Consider the following 22,385-nt stretch of genomic DNA (forward strand, 5'->3'; position numbering starts at 1 on the left):
GCTGAGCCGGACGCCATGCGAAGCCGACCCGACATCGAGCTCCGGATGTCCAGGACCGTCCACCCGGGCGACGTCGTCCTGGTCGAGCTCGTGCTCCGCAGCCGCGGCAGGACGCCGGTCGAATCGATCGAGCTCCACCTCGAGGGCATGCAGGTCGCCCGCGTCGAGGAGCGCGTCCTCGTGCCCCCCCATTTCCTCTCGCTCGTCGCGCGCGTCGCCGGCGAGACGACGCTCCCGGACGGCGAGCAGCGCTACCGCGCGAGCTTCCCGCTCCCGCCGGACGCGCCCTGCTCGTACCTCGGCACGCGCGCCGAGATCCGCTACGGCATCACGCTCTCCATCGCGATCCCGTGGTGGCTCGACGTCCAGGAGTCGTACGAGGTGCTCGTCTCGCCGCGCCCGGTCACGCGCCCCGTCCGGGCGCCGGTCGCGGGGACCACGGCCCGCGGCGACAGCCCCTTCGTCGAGGTCTCGCTCGACGATCAGGTCTTCGCGCCGGGCGACGAGATCTCCGGGGCGGTGGCCCTCGGCAACGTGCAGGGCCGCAGCGTGCGCGGGATCGAGATCTCGCTCGTCGGCGTCGAGCGCCTCCTCAGCGCCGACCCCGGCGCGTCGAACCGCGCGACCGAGGCGCACCGGTTCACCGCCTTCCGCCGCGCCGACAGCCGCGACGAGGGGCGCGAGCTGCCGTTCCGGTTCCGGATCCCGCGCTCGGTCGCGCCCTCGTTCGACGCCGGCTGGGTCGCCCTCGTCTGGGGGCTCGAGGTGCGCGTCGAGCTCGCGCGCGGCGACGGCATCGTCCACACGACGCCGCTCACCCTCGGCGTCTTCGACAGGCCGCCCGGCCTCGGCTCGATGCGCCGGCAGATCGGCTCGGGGAGGTGGCGCGGTGTCTGGGACGCTGTCGGCGCGCGTCACGGCCTGTCGCTCGACCCGCTGGAGCTGCGCCTCACGGGCGCGCTCGCCGGCTGCGCGGCGTCGGTGTGGATCGACGCGGGCTCGTCGTCGAGCGGCGCGCTCATGGGCGAGCTGCGCTGGCCGTCGTGGGGGCTCGACCTGGACGTCGGCGTGAAGCGCTTCCTGCTCGCGCTCTCGTCCGAGGACGACGAGGGCTTCGGCCGCCGCTACCGCGTGCGCGGGCGCGACCCCGGCCAGGTCCGCGCCGTGATCGCGGGGCCGCTGCGCCGGGCGCTGCTCGCCTTCGATGACGTCCGGCTCGATGACGAGCACGTGGCGGTCCGGTCCCGCACGCCGGGCCACGATCAGCCCTGGCTCGGCGCGTTCCTCGAGCACCTCGCCGCGCTGGCGGCCGAGATCACGGCCGCTTCCGCGCGCATCCCGCCGCCGACGCCGATGGCCGGCATGCGCCCGGCCTGGGAGCGCTTCGCGGCCGAGCTCCACGGCCGCCTCGAGGTGGGCCGCATGCGCATCCGGGACGCGCAGCTCGACGGCGCCACGTTCCACATCGACACCTGCTTCGAGCGTGGCCCGCACCCCGAGTGCTCCGAGGTCACGCTGGTGCTCGATCCGCCCCTCGACGCGCCGCTCGATCCGGACGACCCGGAGCAGCTGCGCGCCGCCTCGCCCGGCGCGCGCGAGGCGGTCAAGCGCCTGCGGGCCCGCGCGCGCGCGCTCCGGATCGCCCCGCACGCCATCGTGGTCACCGTGCCGGCGCCGCTCGAGGACCCCGCGACCCTGCGCGACCTGCTCGGCGCGCAGCTGCACGTGGCGGCGCTCCTGCGCGGCCCGCGCGTCGCCGGCCCGTACCGCTGAGCCGCGGCGGGCAGGCGCAGCGGGCGGACCGCCGGAGCCACAGACCCGCGAGTCGCGGAAGGCGTGCGAGCGCGCGAGGCGGAAGGCGAGCGGCGCAGGAGCGCGAGCGCGGGAGCGCGAGCAGGCGACCAACAACCTCCGGGATCTCCTTACGCCGAGCCGACCAATGATTTCCACACAAAACGCCGCCTGATCCGGGCTAGAGTCCCCTCCCATGCTCGAAAAGCTCTCTCGCCAAGAACGCCTCCAGCTGATGCGGTTCATCTGTTCGTTCGCCTGGGCCGACCTCCAGGTGCGCGAGCAGGAGCGCGAGTTCGTGCGCAAGATGATCCTGCGGCTCCAGCTGGACGAGGAGGAGGCCAAGGAGGTGCGCAGCTGGCTCGACGTGCCCCCCGCGGCCGACGACCTGGATCCGATGAAGATCCCCCGCGCGCACCGGCAGCTCTTCCTGGCCGCCGCGCGCGAGATGATCTCGTCGGACGGCGAGATCGGCGAGGAGGAGCGCGAGAGCCTGAGCCTGCTCGAGCAGCTCACGCGCTGACACGGCCGCGACGAGTCGATGGATGGATGACCGCGGGATCGGTGGAACGATGAGCACGATGGCGCAGGGAGGGGCAGGCGAGGGCCGGGCCCCCACGGAACCGGGAGCGAGCACGACCGAGAGGCCCTGGGTCGGCGTGATCATGGGCGGCAAGAGCGACTACGAGCACCTCGCGGTGACCAGCGAGCTGCTCACGCAGCTCGGCATCCCGCACGAGGTGCGCGTCGTCTCGGCGCACCGCACGCCGGACCGGATGTTCGAGTACGCGAGCTCGGCCGAGGGGCGCGGGCTCGAGGTGATCATCGCCGCCGCCGGCGGCGCCGCGCACCTGCCCGGCATGGTCGCCGCGAAGACGGTGCTGCCGGTCATCGGCGTGCCCATCCCCGCCACGGCGCTGAACGGCATGGACGCGCTGCTCTCGATCGTCCAGATGCCGAAGGGCGTCCCCGTCGCCACGATGGCGATCGGCAAGCCCGGCGCGGCGAACGCCGCCCTCTTCGCCGCGGCGATCCTGTCCGGCAAGCACCCCGAGCTCCGCGAGCGCCTCGCCGCCTTCCGCAGCGCGCAGGAAGCGGCGGTGCTCCGCGACGCGATCCTCGTATAGGTCCCCTGCAATGCCCATCGCTCCCGGCTCCACGCTCGGTATTCTCGGCGGCGGCCAGCTTGGCCGCATGACGGCGCTCGCCGCCCGCACGCTCGGGTACAAGGTCCACGCGCTCGACCCGGACCCGGATTGCCCGGCCCGATCGGTGCTCGATCAGTGCATCGTCGCGTCGTTCGACGACGTGGAGAGGGCGGTCGAGCTCGCGTCCCAGTGCGACGTCGTGACCCTCGAGATCGAGAAGATCTCCACCGAGGGCCTCACGGCGGCCGCCCGCTTCGCGCCGGTGCGCCCGTCGGCCGACGTGCTGGCCATGGTGCAGGACCGCGGCGTGCAGAAGGCCTGGCTGTCGCGCAACGGCTTCCCTGTGGGCCCCTTCCGCGAGGTCGCGACGAGCGAGCAGCTCCTCGAGGCGACGCGCGCCATGGGCGGGGCGTGCTTCGTGAAGTCGTGCGTCGGCGGGTACGACGGCAGGGGGCAGCTGCGGCTCTCGGCGGGCGCGGCGCCGGGCAAGGAGGGCGCGGGCGACGCCGGGGCGGAGGCCGCCGTGCTCTTCGGGTCGCTGGGCGGCCAGCGCTGTGTCGTCGAGCAGGCGCTCGATCTCGAGGCCGAGCTGTCGGTGCTCGTCGCGCGGAGCCCGAGCGGCAAGCTGGCGGTGTACCCGCCGGCCCTGAACCACCACCGCGACCAGATCCTCGACTGGTCGTTGCTGCCGGGCCCGGTCACCGCCGCGGTGACGGGGCAGGCGGTGCAGATCGCGCTCGATCTCGCGGTGGGCCTGCGCGTCGAGGGCCTGCTCGTCGTCGAGCTCTTCCTGCTCAAGGACGGCCGCCTGCTCATCAACGAGCTCGCCCCGCGGCCGCACAACAGCTACCACGCGTCCGAGGTCGCCTGCGCGACGAGCCAGTTCGAGCAGGCGGTGCGCGCCGTGTGCGACCTCCCGCTCGGCTCGGTCGAGGTCGTCCGCCCCGCCGCGATCGTCAACCTGCTCGGCGACGCGTGGCTCGATGGCGCGCCGCCGGCCTTCGAGGCCGCGCTGGAGGTCCCGGGCGTCCGGCTCCACCTCTACGGCAAGCGGGTCGCTCGCCCTGGCCGCAAGATGGGTCACCTCTCGGCCACGGGCCGCACGCCGGAGGAGGCCCTCGTCGCCGCGAAGCTCGCGATGGCCCGGCTCTCGGCGCACGCCGGGCTGCCGCTCCCCGGGCGCTGACGCTCCGCCGGGCCCGGCCGAGTCACCACCTCGACATTCTCGGCGCCACAGGCGGCGTGAAGCGGTCAGGCATGTTCCGTCTCCCGTGACGCGTCGGCGCATGCGCCTGGCCAGCACGCGCATCGGAGCGCCCGCGCGGCCCGGTCGACCCGTCTTGTCGATTCATGAGCCGCGGGCGGACCGTGGGGCAACTAGAGCTCGGGAGAACCCTGCCGGGTAAGCACGTGTGTTTTCGCGTGCTCTGGCGCGGCCTCGCCGCCGCCGTATCGGGCGCTTCGATAGTGCCTGATTGCGACGGCGACGCCGCGGCCGCGCGTGCGCCCATGTCGGCAGAGTCCATTGGTCTGCAAGAACAGGGCGGCGACGACCGCCCGCGGAGAAGCAAGGCGATGCATCGATCCTCATTCGTGGTGGTGGCGTGTGCGGCGGCCGCGCTGGGCAGCGCGTCGTGCGGGGGGACGGACACGGACGGCGACAACGGGCCGGGGACCAGCCCGCAGTTCTCCGTCGACTCCCAGGGTGGGGTCTTCACTGCGGTGGATGGCTTCAAGATCGAGGTGCCGCCGGGGGCGGTCAGCGCGGCGACGGATCTCACCATCGAGCACGTCGAGGACACCCGCGAGGGCGCGGTGGGTCCGATGTATCTCCTCGGCCCGGAGGGGCAGACGTTCGATAAGCCGGTCACGCTCACGCTGCCGATCCTCGTCGAGCTCGAGGCGGAGCTCGGGGAGAACACCTTCCTCGACGCCCGTGGCTTCACTGCGCCGAAGGGCTCCGAAGACTTCACGCCGCTCTCGCGCCACGAGGTCACCGCCGCCGGTCTCGTCACGGAGACCACCCATTTCTCCAATTTTTACGCGGGGATGGTCTCGCCGACGGTGCTGGCGAACCAGCACTATTTTCCGAAGGCGATCGCCGCCGACGACGCCTACATCTACTTTGCGAGCGGCGGCACCGAGGAGAACGCGCCAGCGGACTCGAACGACGGCTTCATCTACCGCGTCAAGACAGGCACCGCCGAGGCGGAGGCGATCACCCCCGCGGATCCCGACCCCACGGCGCTGTGGGTCAACGACTCCGACGTGTACTGGGCGAGCGGCGGCGACAACGATCCGGTCATCCCGTCGGCGATCCGGCGCGTCAACAAGGCGAGCCTGGAGGTGGAGACGCTGGCCGAGGTCGGCTACCTGCTCAGCCTCATCGGCGACGAGTCGGCCATCTATTTCGGCGACGGGGACGGGCACAACATCTACAAGCTGGCGCTCGACGGCAGCGACGGGGGCGAGCCCGTCGTCCTCGCGGCGGACGCCGGCAAGCCCGAGCACCTGGCGCAGGACGCGGAGAACGTCTACTGGACCGGCGGCAAGGCGACCAACAAGGTCTACAAGGTGGCGAAGTCGGGCGGGGAGGTGACCGTCCTCGCCGAGAACGAGGCCGAGCCGACCGGGATCGCGGTCGATGCGAAGTTCGTTTACTGGGGCAACGCCGGCGACGGCGGCGTATTCAAGGCGCCGATCGCCGGAGGGGAGAAGACCCTGATCCATCAGGGAGGCTCGATGGCGGGGCTGGCCATCAGGGGCTCGACGCTGTTCTCGACGGACATGAGCCGTAACCGCAGCGTCAACGCGCACGATCTCGAGAGCAACACGACCGTCGTGCTCGCGCTCGGCCAGCATTTCGCCTGGCGCGTCATCGCCCCGGAAGGTCAGGACGTGTTCTGGGTCAACGGCGGTGACTACCGGTTCGAGGGCCAGATCGTGTCCTACCAGGCGCCCTGAGCGCGCGCTCGGCGTCGACCGCGGGCAGCGCCACACCAGGGGCGAACGCGACGAACGGTGCCTGTTCGTTCTCACCGTGTTCCGCCGCCGGGCGGCCTCGAGCGCGCGGCGAGCTCTCCCGAGGCCGCTCGCCACGGCGCGCCCCGTGACCCAGCGCCGGCCGCATTGACCGCGTCCGACGTCCTCGCGTATCTGTTCATGTTCGATGGAGATCACCCTCCCGAGGGCCAGGCTGCGGGTCGCGATGTTCGCCGTGATGGCGGCCGTCGCGAGCGCCGGGCTCGCCGTCGAGGTGCTCAAGCCGATCCTGCGATTGAAGAGCAGCAGCGGCGTCGTCCCGCTGCTCTCGCTGAGCTACGAGCAGAATGTGCCCACGTGGTACACGTCGTCCCTGCTGCTCGTGTGCTCGCTCACCCTGGCGGTGATCGCCACCGGCGCCGGTCGCATGGGCGCGTTCGCGAGGCACTGGTGGGGGCTCGCCGCGGCCTTCCTCTACATCTCGCTCGACGAGGTCGTCGAGCTCCACGAGGCGGCGAGCTCCTGGCTCGAGCTGGGCGGGGCCCTGTACTTCAGCTGGGTGATCCCGGCCGCCGTCGTGGTGGCGGCGTTCGCGCTCGCGTACCTGAGGTTCCTCTCGCACCTCCCGCGCGACACAAGGAATCGATTTATCCTCTCGGGCTGTATCTATGTCGCCGGCGCCCTCGTCCTGGAGCTGCCGCTCGGGTACTGGACCGAGCGGGCCGGGAGCGACAACCTCGTCTATGCGCTCATCGACTTCGTGGAGGAGTCGCTGGAGATGCTCGGCGTGAATCTCTTCCTGCTCTCCCTCGTCGACTATCTCTGTGCGCAGGGGTGGACGATCGGCTTCTCGCAGGCAGCCCCGGCGCCGCGGCCCGCGGCGGTCGAGCGTCCTGCATGAACGCACGGGCCGAGCCAGCGTCCCCTGCGCACCTCGCCGCGGCGGACAGGACGGCTTACATCGTGAGCCGCGGGTACGACTGGGCCTTCTTCCTGCTCCCGCCGCTCCTCTCTTTCGCCGCCGGCGCCCTGATCGCCGGGACGCCGTTCGCAGAGGCGAAGTTCAGGCTCCACGGCGAGAAGGTCACGTGGGCGACGCTCTGCATCGGCACGCTCATCCACGGCCACCTCGGCGCGGTGCTCCTCCGGAGCCACGGCAACACCGACATCTTCCGGCAGCACCGGCTCCGCTTCCTCGTGGCGCCGGTCGCCCTGTTCGCCGCGATGATGCTGTCCATGTGGGCCGTCGCCGTCGTGTCGGTCCTCGTCGTGTTCTGGGACGTCTACCACTCGGCGCTCCAGACGTTCGGCCTCGGCCGCATCTACGACGCGCGCCAGGGGAACGCGCCGGCGCTCGGCCGGCGGCTGGACCTCTGGCTCAACCTGCTCCTCTACGCCGGCCCGATCCTCGCCGGCGCGACGATGCTCCTGCACTTCCAGAGCTTCGACGCCTTCGAGGACGTGGACGCCGCCTTCTTCACCGCGGTCCCGGCGCTGATGACCTCGGGTCATCGTTACATCACCTGGGCCGTCGTCGCTGGAGGCACGTTGTTCCTCCTCTACTATGTGCTCGCCTATCGCGCGATGTACCGGCGGGGATACCGGGTGTCGTTCCCCAAGGTGTGGCTGTTCGCGAGCACGGGGCTCTGCTCCATCACCACGTGGGGGTTCAACCCCTGGGGACAGGCGTTCTTCATCATGAACCTGTTCCACGCCGTGCAGTACCTCGCGCTCGTCTGGTGGTCCGAGGGCGGCCGGCTCCGCCGGCGGCTGCGCCTCGACGCGCTCCGCTCGGGGAAGCTGCTCGCCGCGGCCGCCTTCCTCGGGGGCGTCCTCGCCTACGGGGTCTGGGCCGAGCTCGCGCCGGCCGACGACCGCGCGCTGTGGTCGATCACGCAGACCGTGGCGCTGATGCACTTCTGGTACGACGGCTTCATCTGGTCCGTGACCCGCAAGCAGGTGTGAGGCGCACAGGATGTGGGGTGCGCACACATCGGGACAGGTCGACGGGCGCCGCGGCCGCTCTGATAGGATCCGCGCGGCCGGACCGTCCGGGCGCCGTGGGTTGGCTCCGTGGCTCGAACGCTCGCGAACAAGCTTTGCCAGAGAGGGAAGTATGCGAATCCAGGGTTGTCTCCGTTCCGTGCTCGTCGCGCTCGCGGTCGCCTCGACGGCGCTCGTCTCGCCTGCCTGTAGCAAGTCGCCGCAGATCACGGCGGAGAGCATCGAGGACAACTGGGCGCTGACCGAGCAGCACGAGCCCGGCTCGGTCGTCATGACCGTGGCCCAGGACGGGCAGGTGACGGTGCTCGTCAAGGACCGCGACGGGAAGCCCATCGAGGAGGGCGTGTCGGGCAACGTCAAGGTCAAGGTGCCCGGCAAGGAGGCAGCCCCCGTGACGGCGGAGCTCGTGCCGGAGCCGAAGTCGGGGGGGGTCCTGGTCGCCAAGATCCCGCCGCTCGAGGACGACCTGACGGAGGTGAACTACGAGTTCAACGTCAAGGGCGCGCCGTTCAAGGGGGTGCTGCACGTGCCGCGCGGCGGCACCCGCGAGCTCCAGGAGAAGGCCAAGGAGAACGACGCGCACAAGCTCGACGGGATGAAGGGGCCGAACGGGGGCGTGCTCCAGCCCGTGGGCGACGACATCGTGGAGATCGTCGCCGACAAGGAGACGGGCGATCTGCGCGTGTACGTGCTCGATCTCAACCTCAAGCCGGCGCCGATCGGCGATCGCGAGATCAAGCTGGCCGTCCAGACGGCGTCGGGCCCCGACGTCATCGTGCTCGCCCCTGGGCCCGACCGGCTCTACTTCACGGGCAAGCTGAACGTGAAGGTCAACCCGACCAAGATCACGGTGGTGGTCAAGGAGGGCGGGCACACGGACGTGGTCCTCTGCGGCTACCGCCCGGGCTCGGTGATCGTCGTTGGCCCGAGCGCGCCGGTGATCGGCATCCTGGTGGCCACCGGGTGGGCCGTGAAGGTCAACGTCAACCCGACCGTGGTCGTGCACGACGACGATGACGACGACGGCCGGGTCATCATCGTCCACAAGCACAAGCACAGGCACAAGCACAAGGGCAAGGGGCACTGGAAGTGGTGACGGACGAGAGCGCCGCGATCTGACGTGGCGCTCCGGCGCGGTAAGGTAGCGGCGCTGCGCGCCAGCGCCCCACCCGACCGAAAGCGTTCACCCATGACCGAAGCGCCCGAGCTCCCCGATCTCTCGCCCGACGACTGCCACCCGAGGGCCGCCGCTGCGCTGACCGACCCGTTCTTCTGGTCGCTCACCGACGAGACCGCCCCCTTCGGCAACGAGACAGCGCACGAGACCCTGACCGCGTTCCGCGACTTCCGCGACGAGCACCCGAAGGGCAGCCCCCTCGAGCTCCTCGACGCGCTCCTCGCCCGCTGGGAGGTGGAGAACGCCCACTGGAACGCCGTGGAAGCGGCCGAGGTCCAGGCGCTCGGCGAGGACGACGAGTACAGCCTGCTCACCCGCGACGAGGCGATCCTCGCCCTCGCCTTCGGCCAGATCGTCACCGAGGGCAGGCTCGAGCCCGAGGTCCGCCGCCGCGCGCTCCTGGCGCTGGCCCGGCAGGCGCTCCCCGCCCTCCTCAGCGCCTTCGAGGGCCGGGCCCTCGAGCGCGCGTTGCGGATCGACAGGATGAGGGCCGTCCTCTCCGAGCGGTGGTAGCAGGCGCGGCGCGGCTCGACCCTGCCCAGGCGGTGGCTGGACGTCGATCTCCATCGAGGCGCGCCACCGATCGCTCCCGAGGAGCATGCCCCTGTTCCGGCCCCAGGCGGCTCGAGCCGCGCGCTTGACAATCAATAAGCATGCGCTTATGCATCGTGGATGCGGAGCGCGGCCGCGGTAGAAGACAAGATCTTCCAGGCGCTGGCGGACCCCAGCCGCCGGGCGATCTTCGAGTCGCTGACGCGCGGCGAAGCGGCGGTGAAGGACCTCACGGCGCGCTTCGACATCTCGCAGCCGGCGGTCTCGCAGCACCTCGCCACGTTGAAGGACGCCGGTCTGGTGAACGGCCGGCGCGAGGGGCGCTGTGTCTACTACCGGGTGGAGCCGCGCGGGATGAAGCCGCTCATCGACTGGATCGCGCACTACCGCGCCTTCTGGACGGAGCACGTCGATCGCCTTGAACAGCTGCTTGACAAAATGGACCCATGACTCTGTTCGTGCGCCTCGGCTACCCGGTGCACTTCACGAACCTTCGGTGTCGATGACATGAAAGCGAACAAGGCCTCCTCCAGCCAGCACCCCGCAGACAACCACGACCTGATCCGCGTCCAGGGCGCGCGGGAGAACAACCTGAAGGACGTCAGCGTCGAGATCCCCAAGCGACGGCTGACCGTGTTCACCGGCGTCTCGGGATCGGGCAAGTCGTCGCTGGTGTTCGGCACCATCGCGGCGGAGTCGCAGCGGCTCATCAACGAGACCTACAGCGCGTTCGTGCAGGGGTTCATGCCGACGCAGTCCCGGCCCGAGGTCGACGTGCTGGAAGGGCTGACGACCGCGATCATCGTCGATCAGGAGCGGATGGGCCAGAACTCCCGCTCGACGGTCGGCACGGCCACCGACGCCAACGCGATGCTGCGGGTGCTGTGGAGTCGCCTCGGCAAGCCGCACGTCGGCTCGTCCAACGCCTTCTCCTTCAACGTCCCGTCGGTCCGCGGGGTCGGGGCCATCTCGATCGAGAAGGGCGCCGGGAAGAAGACCGAGAAGCGCGAGTTCGTCGTCAACGGGGGCATGTGCCCGAGATGCGAGGGCATGGGAGCGGTCTCCGACTTCGACCTGTCGCAGCTGTACGACGACAAGAAGTCGCTCAACGAGGGAGCGATCACGATCCCCGGCTACTCGATGGATGGCTGGTTCGGGCGCATCTTCAACGGCTGCGGCTTCTTCGACCCGGACAAGCCGATCCGCAAGTTCACGAAGAAGGAGCTCCACGACCTGCTCCACAAGGAGCCGACCAAGATCAAGGTCGATGGCATCAACCTGACCTACGAAGGGCTGATCCCGAAGATCCAGAAGTCGATGCTGTCCAAGGACGTCGACGCGATGCAGCCGCACATCCGGGCGTTCGTGGAGCGCGCGGTCACCTTCACCACCTGTCCCGAGTGCGGCGGCACCCGGCTCAACGAGGCCGCCCGGTCCTCCAAGATCAAGGGGATCAACATCGCCGAAGCCTGCGCGATGCAGATCAACGACCTGGCCAAGTGGGTGCGCGGCCTGGAGGAGCCGTCCGTCGCGCCGCTGCTGGCGACGCTGCGGCACACGCTCGACTCGTTCGTGGAGATCGGGCTGGGCTACCTCAGCCTCGACCGGCCGTCGGGCACGCTGTCGGGCGGCGAGGCGCAGCGCACCAAGATGATCGGCCATCTCGGGTCGTCGCTCACCGACGTGACCTACGTCTTCGACGAGCCGACTGTCGGGCTGCACCCGCACGACATCCAGCGGATGAACGAGCTGCTGCTGCGGCTGCGCGACAAGGGCAACACCGTCCTCGTGGTCGAGCACAAGCCGGAGATGATCGCGATCGCCGACCACGTCGTCGACCTCGGCCCCGGCGCCGGCACCGCCGGCGGCGAGGTGGTCTTCCAGGGCACCGTCGACGGGCTGCGGGCGAGCGGCACGCTCACCGGGCGTCACCTGAGCGACAGGGCCTCCCTGAAGCGGTCGGTGCGGAAGCCGTCGGGCGTGATGAAGGTGCGCGGCGCCCGCGCGCACAACCTGAAGAACGTCGACGTCGACATCCCGCTCGGCGTGCTGGTGGTGGTGACCGGCGTGGCGGGGTCGGGCAAGAGCTCGCTGATCCACGGCTCGGTGTCTGGCCGGGAAGGGGTGGTGTCGGTCGACCAGGCCCCGATCCGCGGCTCGCGGCGGAGCAACCCGGCGACGTACACCGATCTGCTGGAGCCGATCCGCAAGGCGTTCGCGAAGGCCAACGGCGTGAAGCCCGCCCTGTTCAGCGCCAACTCCGAGGGCGCCTGTCCGACCTGCAACGGCGCCGGGGTGATCTACACCGACCTCGCGATGATGGCCGGCGTCACCACGGTCTGCGAGGACTGCGAGGGCCGGCGTTTCCAGGCGTCGGTGCTGAATTACCGGCTCGGCGGGCTCAACATCGCCGAGGTGCTCGACCTGTCGGTCGCCGACGCGGTCGGCTTCTTCGGCGCCGGCGAGGCGCGTACGCCGGCCGCGCACGCGATCCTGCAGCGCATGGCCGACGTGGGGATAGGCTACCTGCGGCTCGGCCAGCCGCTCACCACGCTGTCGGGTGGCGAGCGGCAGCGGCTCAAGCTCGCGACGCACATGGGCGCCGACGGCGGCGTCTACGTGCTCGACGAGCCGACCACCGGGCTGCACCTGGCCGACCTCGAGCAGCTGCTCGGGCTGCTGGACCGGCTGGTCGACGCCGGCAAGTCGGTCATCGTGATCGAGCACCACCAGTCGGTGATGGCGCACGCCGACTGGATCATCGACCTCGGGCCGGGCGCGGGCCACGACGGCGGGCGGATCGTCTTCGAAGGCACCCCGGCCGATCTGGTGGCGGCGAGGTCGACGCTGACAGGCGAGCACCTGGCGGCGTTCGTCGGGAAGCACAGCCGTCCCCGTCACCCCGAGGCGTTGCGCGCCCCGTAAGGCCGCTGCTGGCGAGCCCGCGAGCAGCACGCCCGCGGCCGCCCCGTGGGCACAGTTCTTCACGCGCACGCGATGGCTTCAACGAGCACGGCTCCAGCGCGGCGAAGCGCCCGGCGTTGCCCTGCTCACGCCTCGGGGCGTTATCATCGCCCCCATGGACACCGCTTCCTTCCTCGCCGAGCTCGAGCCGAAGACGCACCACGACCGCGTCCGCCGCGTCGTGGAGCTGGGCCGCGCCGCCGCGCGCGGCGACGGCGGCGCCGGGACCCTCCTCGGCGCGCTCTCGGGCAGCGCGCAGCCGTACGAGCGCCTCCTCGCGCTCGTGAGCGTGTACGGCTCGGGAGACGGCGCGCGCGTCGTGGCGGCCCTCTCGGACCCCTCCCGCGTCGTGCGGCAGCGGGCGTGCGGCATGGTCGCCCGCTTCTGCGACGACGCGCAGGCGCTGGAGGCGCTCGGCGTCATCATCGAGCGGCGCTCCCTCCGGCGCGCGGTGGGCGACCTCGCCGACCGGCGGCGCCAGGGCGTCGTGGACGCCTTCCTCGGCGCGCGCCTGAAGCAAGGGCGCGATCCGAGGTTCGTGGACCTGCTCCCGTTCGGCTCCGAGCCGCTCCTGTCGGCGCACCGGCGCGACATCGACGAGGCAGGCGGCCCGCTCTGCCTCGCGCGGCTCGGCGACAAGCACCCCGAGCTCGCGGCGCGCTGGTTCGGGGAGGCGATCGCGCGCTCCCGCTCGCTCGACGTCCGCCACCGCTACCGCCTCGCGCCGCTGCTCGTCCCGCTCGCCCGGCGCGCCCCCGACGCCGCGCTGCGGCTGCTCCACGCCCTCTTCGAGCTCGGCGAGGAGCCCTCGTTCCTCCAGGGCCCCCTCCGCGTGCTGGCCGTCTCGCGCCCGGCCGCCACGTTCGACCTCCTCAAGGCCTGCCACGAGAGCGGCCGGCCCGCGCGGCCGCCCGGCGCCTTCGCCGTCGTGCGCTTCGACAAGGGCGCGCCCGCCCTCGGCGCCGAGCGCCTCGAGTTCCTCATCCGCCACGCCTGGGGCGCGCTGAGCGACGGCAAGCGGGGCCCGCGGTGGTTCCTGCGCCTCTGCTCCGACGACAAGAAGGCCGTCCTGCGGGCCTTCCTCCTCGGCGGGCGCGGGGGCTTCGGCGCGTTCCTGTTCCGCTACGTGAGCGCCGACTCGGCCGAGGAGCAGGCGATGCGGGCGCGGGCCTTCGAGCGCTGGTCCTGCGCCGCCCAGGCCCCCGACGGCACGATCGCGCCCGAGGTGCTCGAGGTCCTGCCCCGCGACCTGCGCGAGCGCGAGGCGCGGCGGCACCTGTTCAGCTGCCCCTCGCTCGTCTCCAAGCCCGATCGGCGGATGAGCTACGCGCGCCTCCTCTCGTTCGCCGAGGCCAGGGACGTGCTCGCGCCGCTCCTCGGTCACCCGGAGGGCGAGGAGCGGGCGAAGGCGCAGGGCCTGCTCCTCGCGACCGTCGCGCACGACGGGGCGGCGCTCGCGGACGCCCTCGCGAACGTGCGCGCCCGCAAGTTCGAGCAGGACCCGGTGCGGCGCGCGATGCTCGCGGCGCTCGCCGCGCTGCCGATCGCCCGGTTCGGGCCGGAGCACCTGGAGGCGGTGGGCGCCGTCGCGCAGGACGCGCTCGACGCCGCGGATCTCTCCCAGGCCACGGCCTCGGCCATGGAGCGCCTCGTGGTCCGGCTGTTCCGCGTCGACGGCGCGTGGGGCGCCCGCTGGCTCGCGAAGATCCTCGCCGTGCGCGGCTCGGTCTCGACGGCGGGGCTCGGGGACGGGCTGACGAGGGCCGAGGCCGAGCGGCTCACCCCGGCGCTCGCCCAGCTCGCGGACGCGTGGTCCACGAAGGAGCGGGCCGGGGCGGTGCTCCTGCTCGCGCAGAGCCTCGGCGTCCGCCTCGCGGTGGTGCCGCCGCTGCTGGAGGCGCTGGAGCGGCTCTCGCGCGAGCTCCCTTTCGCCGGCGTCGCGGCCGCGGCGCTGGGCCTGCTGCGCCGCCACGATCGGCCGCGGTTCGCCCGGCTCGTGCCCGCGCTCCTGCGCGAGGACGCGAGCTTCATCCTCGTCGGCGCCGTCGCCCGGCACGTGAGCCTCAAGCGCCAGGATCTGCTCGATCCGCTGCTCGAGAGCCGGCCCATGACCGGCAGGTTCGCGACGGGCCGGACGCGCTGGGTGATCGACTTCGGCGCGGGCCACGGCCGCTGGACGGCGCGGCAGCAGGAGAAGTACGCGGCCGCCCTGCGCGCGCTGCTCGCGGACGAGACGTGCGACGTCCCGACGCTGCGGTTCGCCATCGCCACGCTGGTCCGGCTCGCGTACGCCGACGCGTCGGCGATCACCCCGTTCGCCGCGGATCCGCGGCCGCCGCTGCGCGAGATGGCCGTCCGGGGCCTGCCGTGGCTCGACGCCGGCCAGGGCGTGCCGGTCCTCATCGAGTGCCTGGGCGACGATCGCGCGCGCTGGGCGATCTACGCGCTCCGGAAGGCGTTCGCCGAGATGACCCGGGAGCGGGTGCTCGCGGAGCTCCGGGCGGTGCCGACCACCAAGGTGACCGTCGCCAAGGAGGTCGTACGGTTGCTCGGCGAGCTCGGCGGCGACGACGCCTACCGGGACCTCCTGCGGCTGGACGGCCCGAAGACCCACCGCGACGTGCGGATCGCGCTGCTCCGGGCGCTCTGGGACCACCTGGGCCGGCCCGAGACATGGGACGTCTTCGGCCGCGCCGTCCAGGATCGCGACTGGATCGTCGCCTCGAAGCTCGCGGACATCCCGCTCGGCAGGCTGTCGACCGACGCCGAGCAGCGCGTCGTGGGCCTGCTCGCCGCCATCCTCGGGCGGCCGGAGCCGGAAGCGCGGCTGGACCTGCTCCGGCGCGCCGCGCACCTGCCGCTGCGCGACGAGCAGCGCGCGCTCTTCCAGCGGCTGCTCGGGCACATGGAAGCGGCAGCGCCGGAAGAGGCGGCCGAGGCGCTGGCCGCCGTGCTCGCCAGGATGCAGCCGGGGGAGGTCGCGGCCGTCGTCCGGCGGCTCACGGAGCTCTCGCCGAGGCGCCGCCACCTCGTGGCGTTCCTGCCCGTGCTCCACGCGCGGCTCGGCGCCTACGCCGCGCGGCACCACGTGGCCGTGGGCGATGGGCTCCTCGCCGCGCTGAAGGCGGACGCCCTGGCCGTGCCGCAGTACCTCGGGCTCGCGGAGCGCCTGCTCCAGTGGCGGGAGCTCGGGCAGGCGCTCGCCGAGCTCGGGGAGCGGGACCTCCTGCACCACGACGCGATGGTCGCGGCGATGTCCGCGGTGCGGGCCTGCGTGCACCCGTCGCTCCTCGAGGAGCAGCTGCGGGGGAGCAAGGATCCGCGGCTGCGCCGGCTCGCGCTGGAGGCGCTCGTGCAGGCGGCGTCGCCGAAGAACGGGTGGACGGCGGAGCGGCGCGCGCTGCTGGTCGACCGCTACCGGAAGGACCCGTCGCCCGCCGTGGCGGGGCCGGCGTCGTTCGTCACGCCGCCGTGAGGCGGCGGGCGGAGGGCGATCAGACTTTTCGAGTGTTCACGGGGCGCAGGGGCTCTCGCTGTCGCCGAACGCCGGGCCGCACTCGGCCGGATCGCTGAGCGCGCGGCTGACATGGAGCAACCGGCAGGAGAGCGCGCCCTCCTCGGCGCTCGCGACCGAGTAGCCGGAGTCGCGGGCCGCCCCGGGCAGCGCGCTGCAGTCGAGCGCGCACGCGGCCTGGTCCGGGAACGTCTCGTCGAAGTACTCCTTGCAGGCCGCCTCGAGCAGCGTGCAGTACGACTCGCAGTTGCCCGTGCTGCCCGTGCTCGGCTCGGCGTCGGACCCGCAGTGGCCGTCGCCGCCCGGCCCGGTGTGCGGGCAGTGCGTGACCGGGGCCAGCATGGCGCTGTACGCGTGGTACTTGCGGCAGCCCACGGTGTTCTCGGTCTCGTCCTCCACGCCGCCCGGGGGGAGCGCCGCGCAGACAGCGAGGCACTGCTCCGGCGACTCGTAGACCGAGCGGTCGCCGGTGCAGGAGGTCATGACGGCCTGGCAGAAGCTCTCGCAGCTCGGCGCGGTCCCCTCCGGGTCCGCGCAGGGCTCGAGCGGCATCAGGCTCGAGTGCTTGCAGTGCTCGTCGGGGTCCACGGTCGCGGAGCTCACGTGGACGAGGCGGCACTGCAGCGTGTCGCCCTCGTGGTTCTCGATCACGTCGAACATCTCGGTGTCCGTGAGCCCCGCGCACATGGCGATGCAGTCCTCGTGCGTCTCGACCTCGGGCGTGCACGCGCTGGCGCGCAGCGTGCAGTAGCTCTCGCAGTTGGTCCCGCAGGTCCCGGCGCCGCCCGGGCCCGCCGCCGGGCAGTGCACCGCGAGCTCGCCGGTGATCCCCGCGAGCTCCGCCTGGCGGGCGCGGCAGGCGACCGTGTTGTCCACGGGCTCGAGCGGATCGCCCGGATCGAGCAGCGCGCACACGCCGTGGCAGGTCTCCACCGTGGAGTAGACCTGGAACTCGGCCGTGCAGCTCTCCATCACGGCGGCGCAGTACGACGCGCACTGCTCGCTCACCGGGGAGGGCTCCGGCTCCCCTCCTGGCTCGACGAAGGTGCGGTCCTCGATGCCCGCGATCGCGTGGCAGCCGAGCCACGTCGCCATCGACAGCGGGGCGAGCAGGACGAGCGGCAGGAACCCGGGTTTGCGCCTCATTCGAACGTACCTCCCACGCGCAGCCCGACGTTGCGCGCGTCCACGATCGCCCCGACCTGCACGCGCGAGGTCTGCCTGGGCGCGACGACGAAGTACAGCACGGCGCCGCCGACGGCCGCGGCGGCGCCGACACCGAACGCGATGTTCGAGACCGTGGCCGCGCTGCTGGCCTCCTCGGTCAGCGTGACGCCGCGGCGGTCCTCGCACGTGCTGCCGCCCTTGCAGTAGCCCTCGGCGTCGCCGTTCTTCGAGATCGCCTTCACGCCGAAGAACGTGCCGACGCCGAGCCCGACGACGCCCGCGCCGCCCACGATGAGGCCGATCAAGCGCGTCGTGTCGCCCCCGGACCCCGCCGGCGGCGCGGCGGCGCGCGGCGGTGCGGAGGGCTCCGCGGGCGACGCGGCGGAGCCCGGCGGCTCGGCAGGCGCGGTCGGCGGCGCCGCGAGCTTCTTCAGCGGCGGCACCTCGACGTTCGCCTCGGCCTTGTCGTCCCCCAGCTTCACGGTGGTCGTCCACGTCTCGTGGCCCGGGGCGCTCGCTTCGATCGCGATCTCGCCCGGATCCCTCGGCATGGCGATGCCGAACAGCGAGCGCTCGAGCGCCTTGCCGTCGACGCGCACCGCGAACCCCTCGATGGCCGCGGTCTCCGCCGCGACGCTGACGTTCAGCTTCGACAGGAGCGGCTCGAGCCGGGCCGCCCTCGCCTGCGCCTTGCGCGAGCGCTCGGCCTGCCCCGCGGCCCTCGACTCCGACGTGGCCTGACGGAACGTGGCCCAGGCGCTCGCCGTCCGCCCCGTCTTCTCGTAACACTCGGCCAGGTAGAGCAGCGTGCCGATCCCCGGATCGATGCGGTAACTCTGCTCCAGCCGCGGGCACGCCTCCGCGTTGCGCCCTTGCTTCATCAGGTCGAGCGCCCCGTCGAAGAGCGCCTCTGCAGCTGCCTTCTCGGCGGCGCTCGGCTCCGCCTGCGCGGGGAGCGCCCCGGAGATCAACGCCGCGCAAAGGCCCAGGCCGACGCTGCGTGCGATGCTTCGCTGATGACGTTTCATTCGTCCCGTACTCTCCTCCGAACTGGCCACGAGGCGGCCCGAGGGCCGTCGAACGGCGGCGCGCGGCGCGAGCGCCTCGCTCAGCGCCGCCCGCCGAAGTCGCTGATCTGGTTGTCCTGGCTCGGCGGCTGGCGCGCTCCCGAGCCCGCCTGCGGGCGCCCGGCGGGACGCGGCGCCGCGCTCGCCGGCGCGGCGGGCTGGACGGCGAGCGGCGCGGGCGCGCTCGACGCGGCGGGCGGCGGCGTCGCGGGCGCGCTCGACGCGGCGGGCGTCGCGGGCGCGCTCGACGCAGCGGGCGCGCTGGCGGCCGCCGCCTCGGGCGCGGCGGCGCTGGCGGTGGCCGGAGCGGCCTCGCGCGCGGGCTCCTGCGCCGCGCCTGCGGGGGGCAGCGCCGCGGCGGGCGACGGGGGCTGCCTGCCGCCGGGGGTGGGCCCGGAGCGCAGGAAGAGCACGAGGGCGAGCGAGACCCCGGCCAGGGTGGCGGCCGCGGCGACGGCCAGGCCGATGAGCGCGCCCTTGCGCCCTGCCCGCGGCGGAAGCCCCGTGTTGCTCCACGAGCTGACCGTGGGGCCCGTCTCCGCTGTCGTCGTCGCGGGGGACGGCGCGCCGGGCGGCATGAACGCGCCCTGCGGTATGGAGGGCATCGAGGGCATGGAGGGCATGGAGGAGGGCACGGACGGCATGGACAGGCGCCCTCCGGCGGACTGCGCGCCCCCGTTCGTCGAGCTGGGGAGCACGCTGACCCGGCTGAGCGACGGCAATCCGGCGTCCGGGAGCCCGAGTACGCGGCGCGCCCGCTCCACGTGCACCTGGCCGCCGGGCGGACCGAACCCGACCAGCGCGACCCCCAGATCGCCGACGTTCCTCCACCGCTGATCGCGCTCCTTGGCGAGGCAGTGCATCACCGCCGCGTCCAGCTCGCGCGGGATGTCGGAGCGCACCTGCGCGACAGAGAGGGGCGTCTCGTAGAGCAGCGCGGAGAAGAGCTGAGGAACGGAGTCGCCGTTGTAGGGAGTCCGCCCGGTCAGCATCTCGTAGATGATGACGCCGAGAGACCAGATGTCCGCGCGCGCGTCCACCTCCCTGGCAGAGCGCACCTGCTCCGGAGACATGTAGAGCGGCGAGCCGAGGAGGGTCGCTGTCTTGGTCAACGACAGCTCGTCGCGCGTTATCCCGAGCAGCGACTTGGAGATACCGAAGTCGAGGACCTTGAGGAGCCGCCCGCCGTCGGGCCGGCGCGCCAGGAACAGGTTCGCCGGCTTGAGATCGCGGTGCACGATCCCCGCGGCGTGCGCCTCGGCGATCGCCTCGATGGCCTGGAGGACGTAGCCGATGGCCTCCAGCGCGGGCAGCGGGCCTCGCGCGCGGATCTCGTCCGCGAGGTTGTTCCCCTCCAGGAACTCCATCACCATGTAGGGCATCCCGCCCGGCAGCGAGCCGACGTCGAGGACGCGCGCCACGTGCTCGCTCTTGATCCTGGCCAGCGCGCGCGCCTCGCGCCGGAACCGCTCGGTCGGGTCGCCGCCGTCGGCGCCGGGCGAGTGCGAGTGCAGGAACTTCATCGCGACGCGCTGATCGAGCTCCAGGTGCCACGCGGCGACGATCATCCCCATCGCACCCGCGCCAACGATCTGCTCCACGCGGTATTTGCCCGCCAGCACATCGCCCACAGCCACGGGAGCCACCGCCATGGTCCCCAGGCTAGCCGAGATCGGGGGGAGCACATACCTCGGAGAGCCGCGCCTTGCGATCTGGACGCAAGAACCGGGTGGAATTTTCTGTCGAGGTAGAATTGTATTGCCGGACACAGCGCGGTCGGTCTGTCGGCGACACTGGCGAGGTGCTCAGGGGCTCGCCAGCGCGACGCCCGCGACGCAGCGCCAGCGTTCGGTCTCTCCCGCGACGGACCACAGCTCCAGCCGCTCCGCCCACCACACCTCCTGCCCGAGCGCCAGCACGCGCGGGTCCGCGGCGAGCGCCCGGCGGCGCTGCGCTGGCAGATCGCGCAGATCGCCATAGACGAGGCTCACGTGCGGGCGAAAGGGGGACTCGCTCGCGCCGAAGGCCGCCTCGGCCGCGCTGCGCAGCGCCGCGAGCGGCTCGGTCCGCGCGACGTCGAGGAGCACGCACTGGTGGTACGCGCTGCCGGTGGCGGGGCCGCGAGCGCGCAGCTCCACGGGGCGGCGCGCGTCGCCGAGGTCGCCGAGCTTCGCGGCCAGCGCGCCGCCGTCGCCGCGCAGCCCGCCGAGCAAGGTGAGGTGGGCCGTGAACGCCGGCCCTCCGGTCTCCCGGGCGAGCGCCTCGATGAGCCGCTGGAGCCGCCCGAGGGGCGCGCCGCCGGGGACGAGCCACAGCGCGAACGCCTTCTCCTCCTGCTCCTGCGTCATCGCCGGCATCCTCTGGCGCCGCCGGCCCCCGCGGGCAAGCCGCCGCGGCGCCTGGTCACCTCCCCGGGCGCGGCTCCAGGCCCAGCCACACGCCGCCCGCGGTCCGCAGCGTGGCGGCGACGTCCATCCGCGGCGACCGTCCCGGCACCGCGCTCAGCCGGAAGCGCTGGAGGACGCGGGCGAGGATGAGCTGCCCTTCCAGGAGCGCGAACTCCTTTCCGACGCATTGCCGCTGTCCGATCCCGAACGGCATGAACGAGAGCGGGTGACGGCCGCGCGCGCGCTCGGGCGTGAACCGGCCGGGATCGAAGCGCGCGGGGCTCTCCCAGTGGTCCGGGTGTCGATGGAGGACATAGCTCATCACGGCCACGGTGGACCCGGCGGGGATGTCGAACCCGTCGATCTCGTCGTCCGCGATCGCCGTGCGAGGTACCCAGTAGGCCGGCGGGTAGAGCCGGAGCGCCTCCTGGAAGGCCGCGAGCGTGAGCGGGAGCCTCGCGGCGTCGGCGAAGCTGGGCCGCCTGTCGCCGAGCGCGGCGTCGACCTCGGCCTCGAGCGCCCGCAGGGCCTCGGGGTGCTTCACGAGGAGGTGGAGCGCCCACGCGACGGCGACGGCGGTCGTCTCGTAGCCGGCGATGAACATCGCCACCGCCTCGTCCCGGAGCTGCTGGTCGGTCATCTGCTCGCCGGTCTCCGCGTCGACCATGTGGAGCAGGATCGTGAGCAGGTCGCCTCCTCGCCCCGTCCGCGCGCGGCTCTGCGCGATGAAGCGGAACACGTGGTCATCGATCGTCTTCACCGCCTGCTCGAAGCGTCGCCGCCCCGGGGCGGGCATCCAGCTCGGCAGCGACCGGATCAGGAGCCCGAGGAGGATGTAGTCGTTCGCGTAGCGGAACGCGTGGCCGACGGCCGCTGTCTCCTCCTTCGTGATCCCCGAGCCGAACATCGTGTTGAGGATGACCTTCATCGTGATGTGCGGGAGCTCCCGCTCGGCGTTGACCGGGCGCCCTGCGGCGGCGGCCGCGCTGAACCCGGACATCCCGTCGTCGATCGCCTGCACCATGAGGTCGCACATGGCGGCGAGCCGGTCGCGGTGGAACTCCGGCTGGATCATGCGCCGCTGCCGCAGCCAGAAGTCGCCCTCGCTCGTGGGCAGCCCATTGCCGACGAGGCCGCGCGCGCCCTCCCACAGCGGGCCTCCCTTGCTGTAGTTGCGCGCGTTGTCGCGCAGCACGTGCTGGGCGTGGCGCGGGTGATTCAGCGCGATGAGCCGCGTGACCCCGAGATCGATCGTGTACAGATCGCCGAGCTCGTCCCTGGTCGAGACGAGGTAGTCGAGCCGGTCCTTGAGCACGTACGGGAGCGCCCCGACGAGCGGAAGGCCGCGCGTCTGCGGCGGCAGGCCCGCGCGGCGACCGCCGCGGGCAGGGCTGCTGGTGAGGAGGTCGGGCTGCGTCATGGCTTGTCCGGGCGAGGGGGCGTGTCCGAGCCGCTCGGGGCTGGAGCGCCCGCTGGGTTGAACGGGCGATGGTACAGGAGCCCGCCTCCTCGGTGAGGACTTCCAGAGATGGCCAGGGATCGTATCGATGCGCGGCGCGTCTCGCTCCCACAGTGTGGCCGCGTGCGGCACAAGGAGCATGGCACTCCGCAGCTGCGCGCGAGCGATAGTCA

17 protein-coding genes are annotated in these 22,385 nt (G+C 72.5%); 12 read left to right on the plus strand and 5 right to left on the minus strand.

All coding sequences use genetic code 11. The features are described from left to right. The first annotated feature begins 15 nt into the window (after positions 1-15). The 12 genes from WME89_RS11695 to WME89_RS11750 all read left to right on the plus strand — a co-directional run bounded on the left by WME89_RS11695 (position 16) and on the right by WME89_RS11750 (position 16,093). Entirely contained in the window at positions 16-1,773 is a 1,758-nt protein-coding gene (locus WME89_RS11695; protein WP_438009270.1) for a hypothetical protein, read from the plus strand. A gap of 253 nt (positions 1,774-2,026) precedes the next feature. Further along, positions 2,027-2,314, plus strand: a complete 288-nt coding sequence (locus WME89_RS11700; RefSeq protein ID WP_437309208.1) for a TerB family tellurite resistance protein — start codon at positions 2,027-2,029, stop codon at positions 2,312-2,314. A 142-nt stretch (positions 2,315-2,456) separates the two neighbouring features. After that, positions 2,457-2,918 carry a 5-(carboxyamino)imidazole ribonucleotide mutase gene (gene purE / locus WME89_RS11705; protein ID WP_437627996.1) on the plus strand — a complete coding sequence of 154 codons (462 nt, stop codon included), beginning with the start codon at positions 2,457-2,459 and terminating at the stop codon, positions 2,916-2,918. A gap of 10 nt (positions 2,919-2,928) precedes the next feature. After that, the gene (purK, locus tag WME89_RS11710; protein WP_438009271.1) at positions 2,929-4,125 is read left to right on the plus strand and encodes a 5-(carboxyamino)imidazole ribonucleotide synthase; all 1,197 of its coding nucleotides are present in this window, start codon (positions 2,929-2,931) and stop codon (positions 4,123-4,125) included. Positions 4,126-4,514: 389 nt separating this feature from the next. Further along, a complete protein-coding gene (locus WME89_RS11715) occupies positions 4,515-5,903 on the plus strand; it encodes a DUF5050 domain-containing protein (RefSeq protein ID WP_438009272.1) in 1,389 nt (462 codons plus the stop codon). Between the two features lie 205 nt (positions 5,904-6,108). Then, positions 6,109-6,822, plus strand: coding sequence for a hypothetical protein (locus WME89_RS11720; protein ID WP_438009273.1), 714 nt, complete (start codon positions 6,109-6,111; stop codon positions 6,820-6,822). Continuing rightward, positions 6,819-7,886, plus strand: coding sequence for a hypothetical protein (locus WME89_RS11725; RefSeq protein ID WP_438009274.1), 1,068 nt, complete (start codon positions 6,819-6,821; stop codon positions 7,884-7,886). Before WME89_RS11720 ends, WME89_RS11725 begins: the two co-directional genes overlap by 4 nt. Before the next feature lie 151 nt (positions 7,887-8,037). Then, positions 8,038-9,021, plus strand: a complete 984-nt coding sequence (locus tag WME89_RS11730) for a hypothetical protein (RefSeq protein WP_438009275.1) — start codon at positions 8,038-8,040, stop codon at positions 9,019-9,021. Positions 9,022-9,114: 93 nt separating this feature from the next. After that, positions 9,115-9,615, plus strand: coding sequence for a hypothetical protein (locus WME89_RS11735; protein ID WP_438009276.1), 501 nt, complete (start codon positions 9,115-9,117; stop codon positions 9,613-9,615). Between the two features lie 159 nt (positions 9,616-9,774). Next, positions 9,775-10,104: an ArsR/SmtB family transcription factor gene (locus WME89_RS11740; protein WP_438009277.1), complete on the plus strand. Its 330-nt coding sequence runs from the start codon at positions 9,775-9,777 to the stop codon at positions 10,102-10,104. A 57-nt stretch (positions 10,105-10,161) separates the two neighbouring features. Next, positions 10,162-12,579, plus strand: a complete 2,418-nt coding sequence (locus WME89_RS11745) for an ATP-binding cassette domain-containing protein (protein WP_438009278.1) — start codon at positions 10,162-10,164, stop codon at positions 12,577-12,579. 154 nt (positions 12,580-12,733) lie between these two features. Next, positions 12,734-16,093, plus strand: a complete 3,360-nt coding sequence (locus WME89_RS11750; RefSeq protein WP_438009279.1) for a HEAT repeat domain-containing protein — start codon at positions 12,734-12,736, stop codon at positions 16,091-16,093. Between the two features lie 36 nt (positions 16,094-16,129). On the opposite strand, the gene WME89_RS11755 is transcribed toward WME89_RS11750, so the two are convergent. The 5 genes from WME89_RS11755 to WME89_RS11775 form a co-directional block, all read right to left on the minus strand. Continuing rightward, a complete protein-coding gene (locus WME89_RS11755; RefSeq protein ID WP_438009280.1) occupies positions 16,130-17,278 on the minus strand; it encodes a hypothetical protein in 1,149 nt (382 codons plus the stop codon). Then, entirely contained in the window at positions 17,275-18,327 is a 1,053-nt protein-coding gene (locus WME89_RS11760; protein WP_438009281.1) for a hypothetical protein, read from the minus strand. Before WME89_RS11760 ends, WME89_RS11755 begins: the two co-directional genes overlap by 4 nt. A gap of 80 nt (positions 18,328-18,407) precedes the next feature. Beyond that, a complete protein-coding gene (locus WME89_RS11765; protein ID WP_438009282.1) occupies positions 18,408-20,003 on the minus strand; it encodes a serine/threonine-protein kinase in 1,596 nt (531 codons plus the stop codon). A 168-nt stretch (positions 20,004-20,171) separates the two neighbouring features. Beyond that, on the minus strand, positions 20,172-20,714 hold the full coding sequence (locus tag WME89_RS11770; protein ID WP_438009283.1) for a 2'-5' RNA ligase family protein: 543 nt from the start codon (positions 20,712-20,714) through the stop codon (positions 20,172-20,174). A 55-nt stretch (positions 20,715-20,769) separates the two neighbouring features. After that, positions 20,770-22,173 (minus strand): cytochrome P450, encoded by a 1,404-nt coding sequence (locus WME89_RS11775; protein ID WP_438009284.1) that lies wholly within the window; start codon positions 22,171-22,173, stop codon positions 20,770-20,772. Positions 22,174-22,385 lie beyond the last annotated feature (212 nt).

The organism is Sorangium sp. So ce321, from assembly GCF_051530195.1.
GTDB lineage: Bacteria > Myxococcota_A > Polyangia > Polyangiales > Polyangiaceae > Sorangium.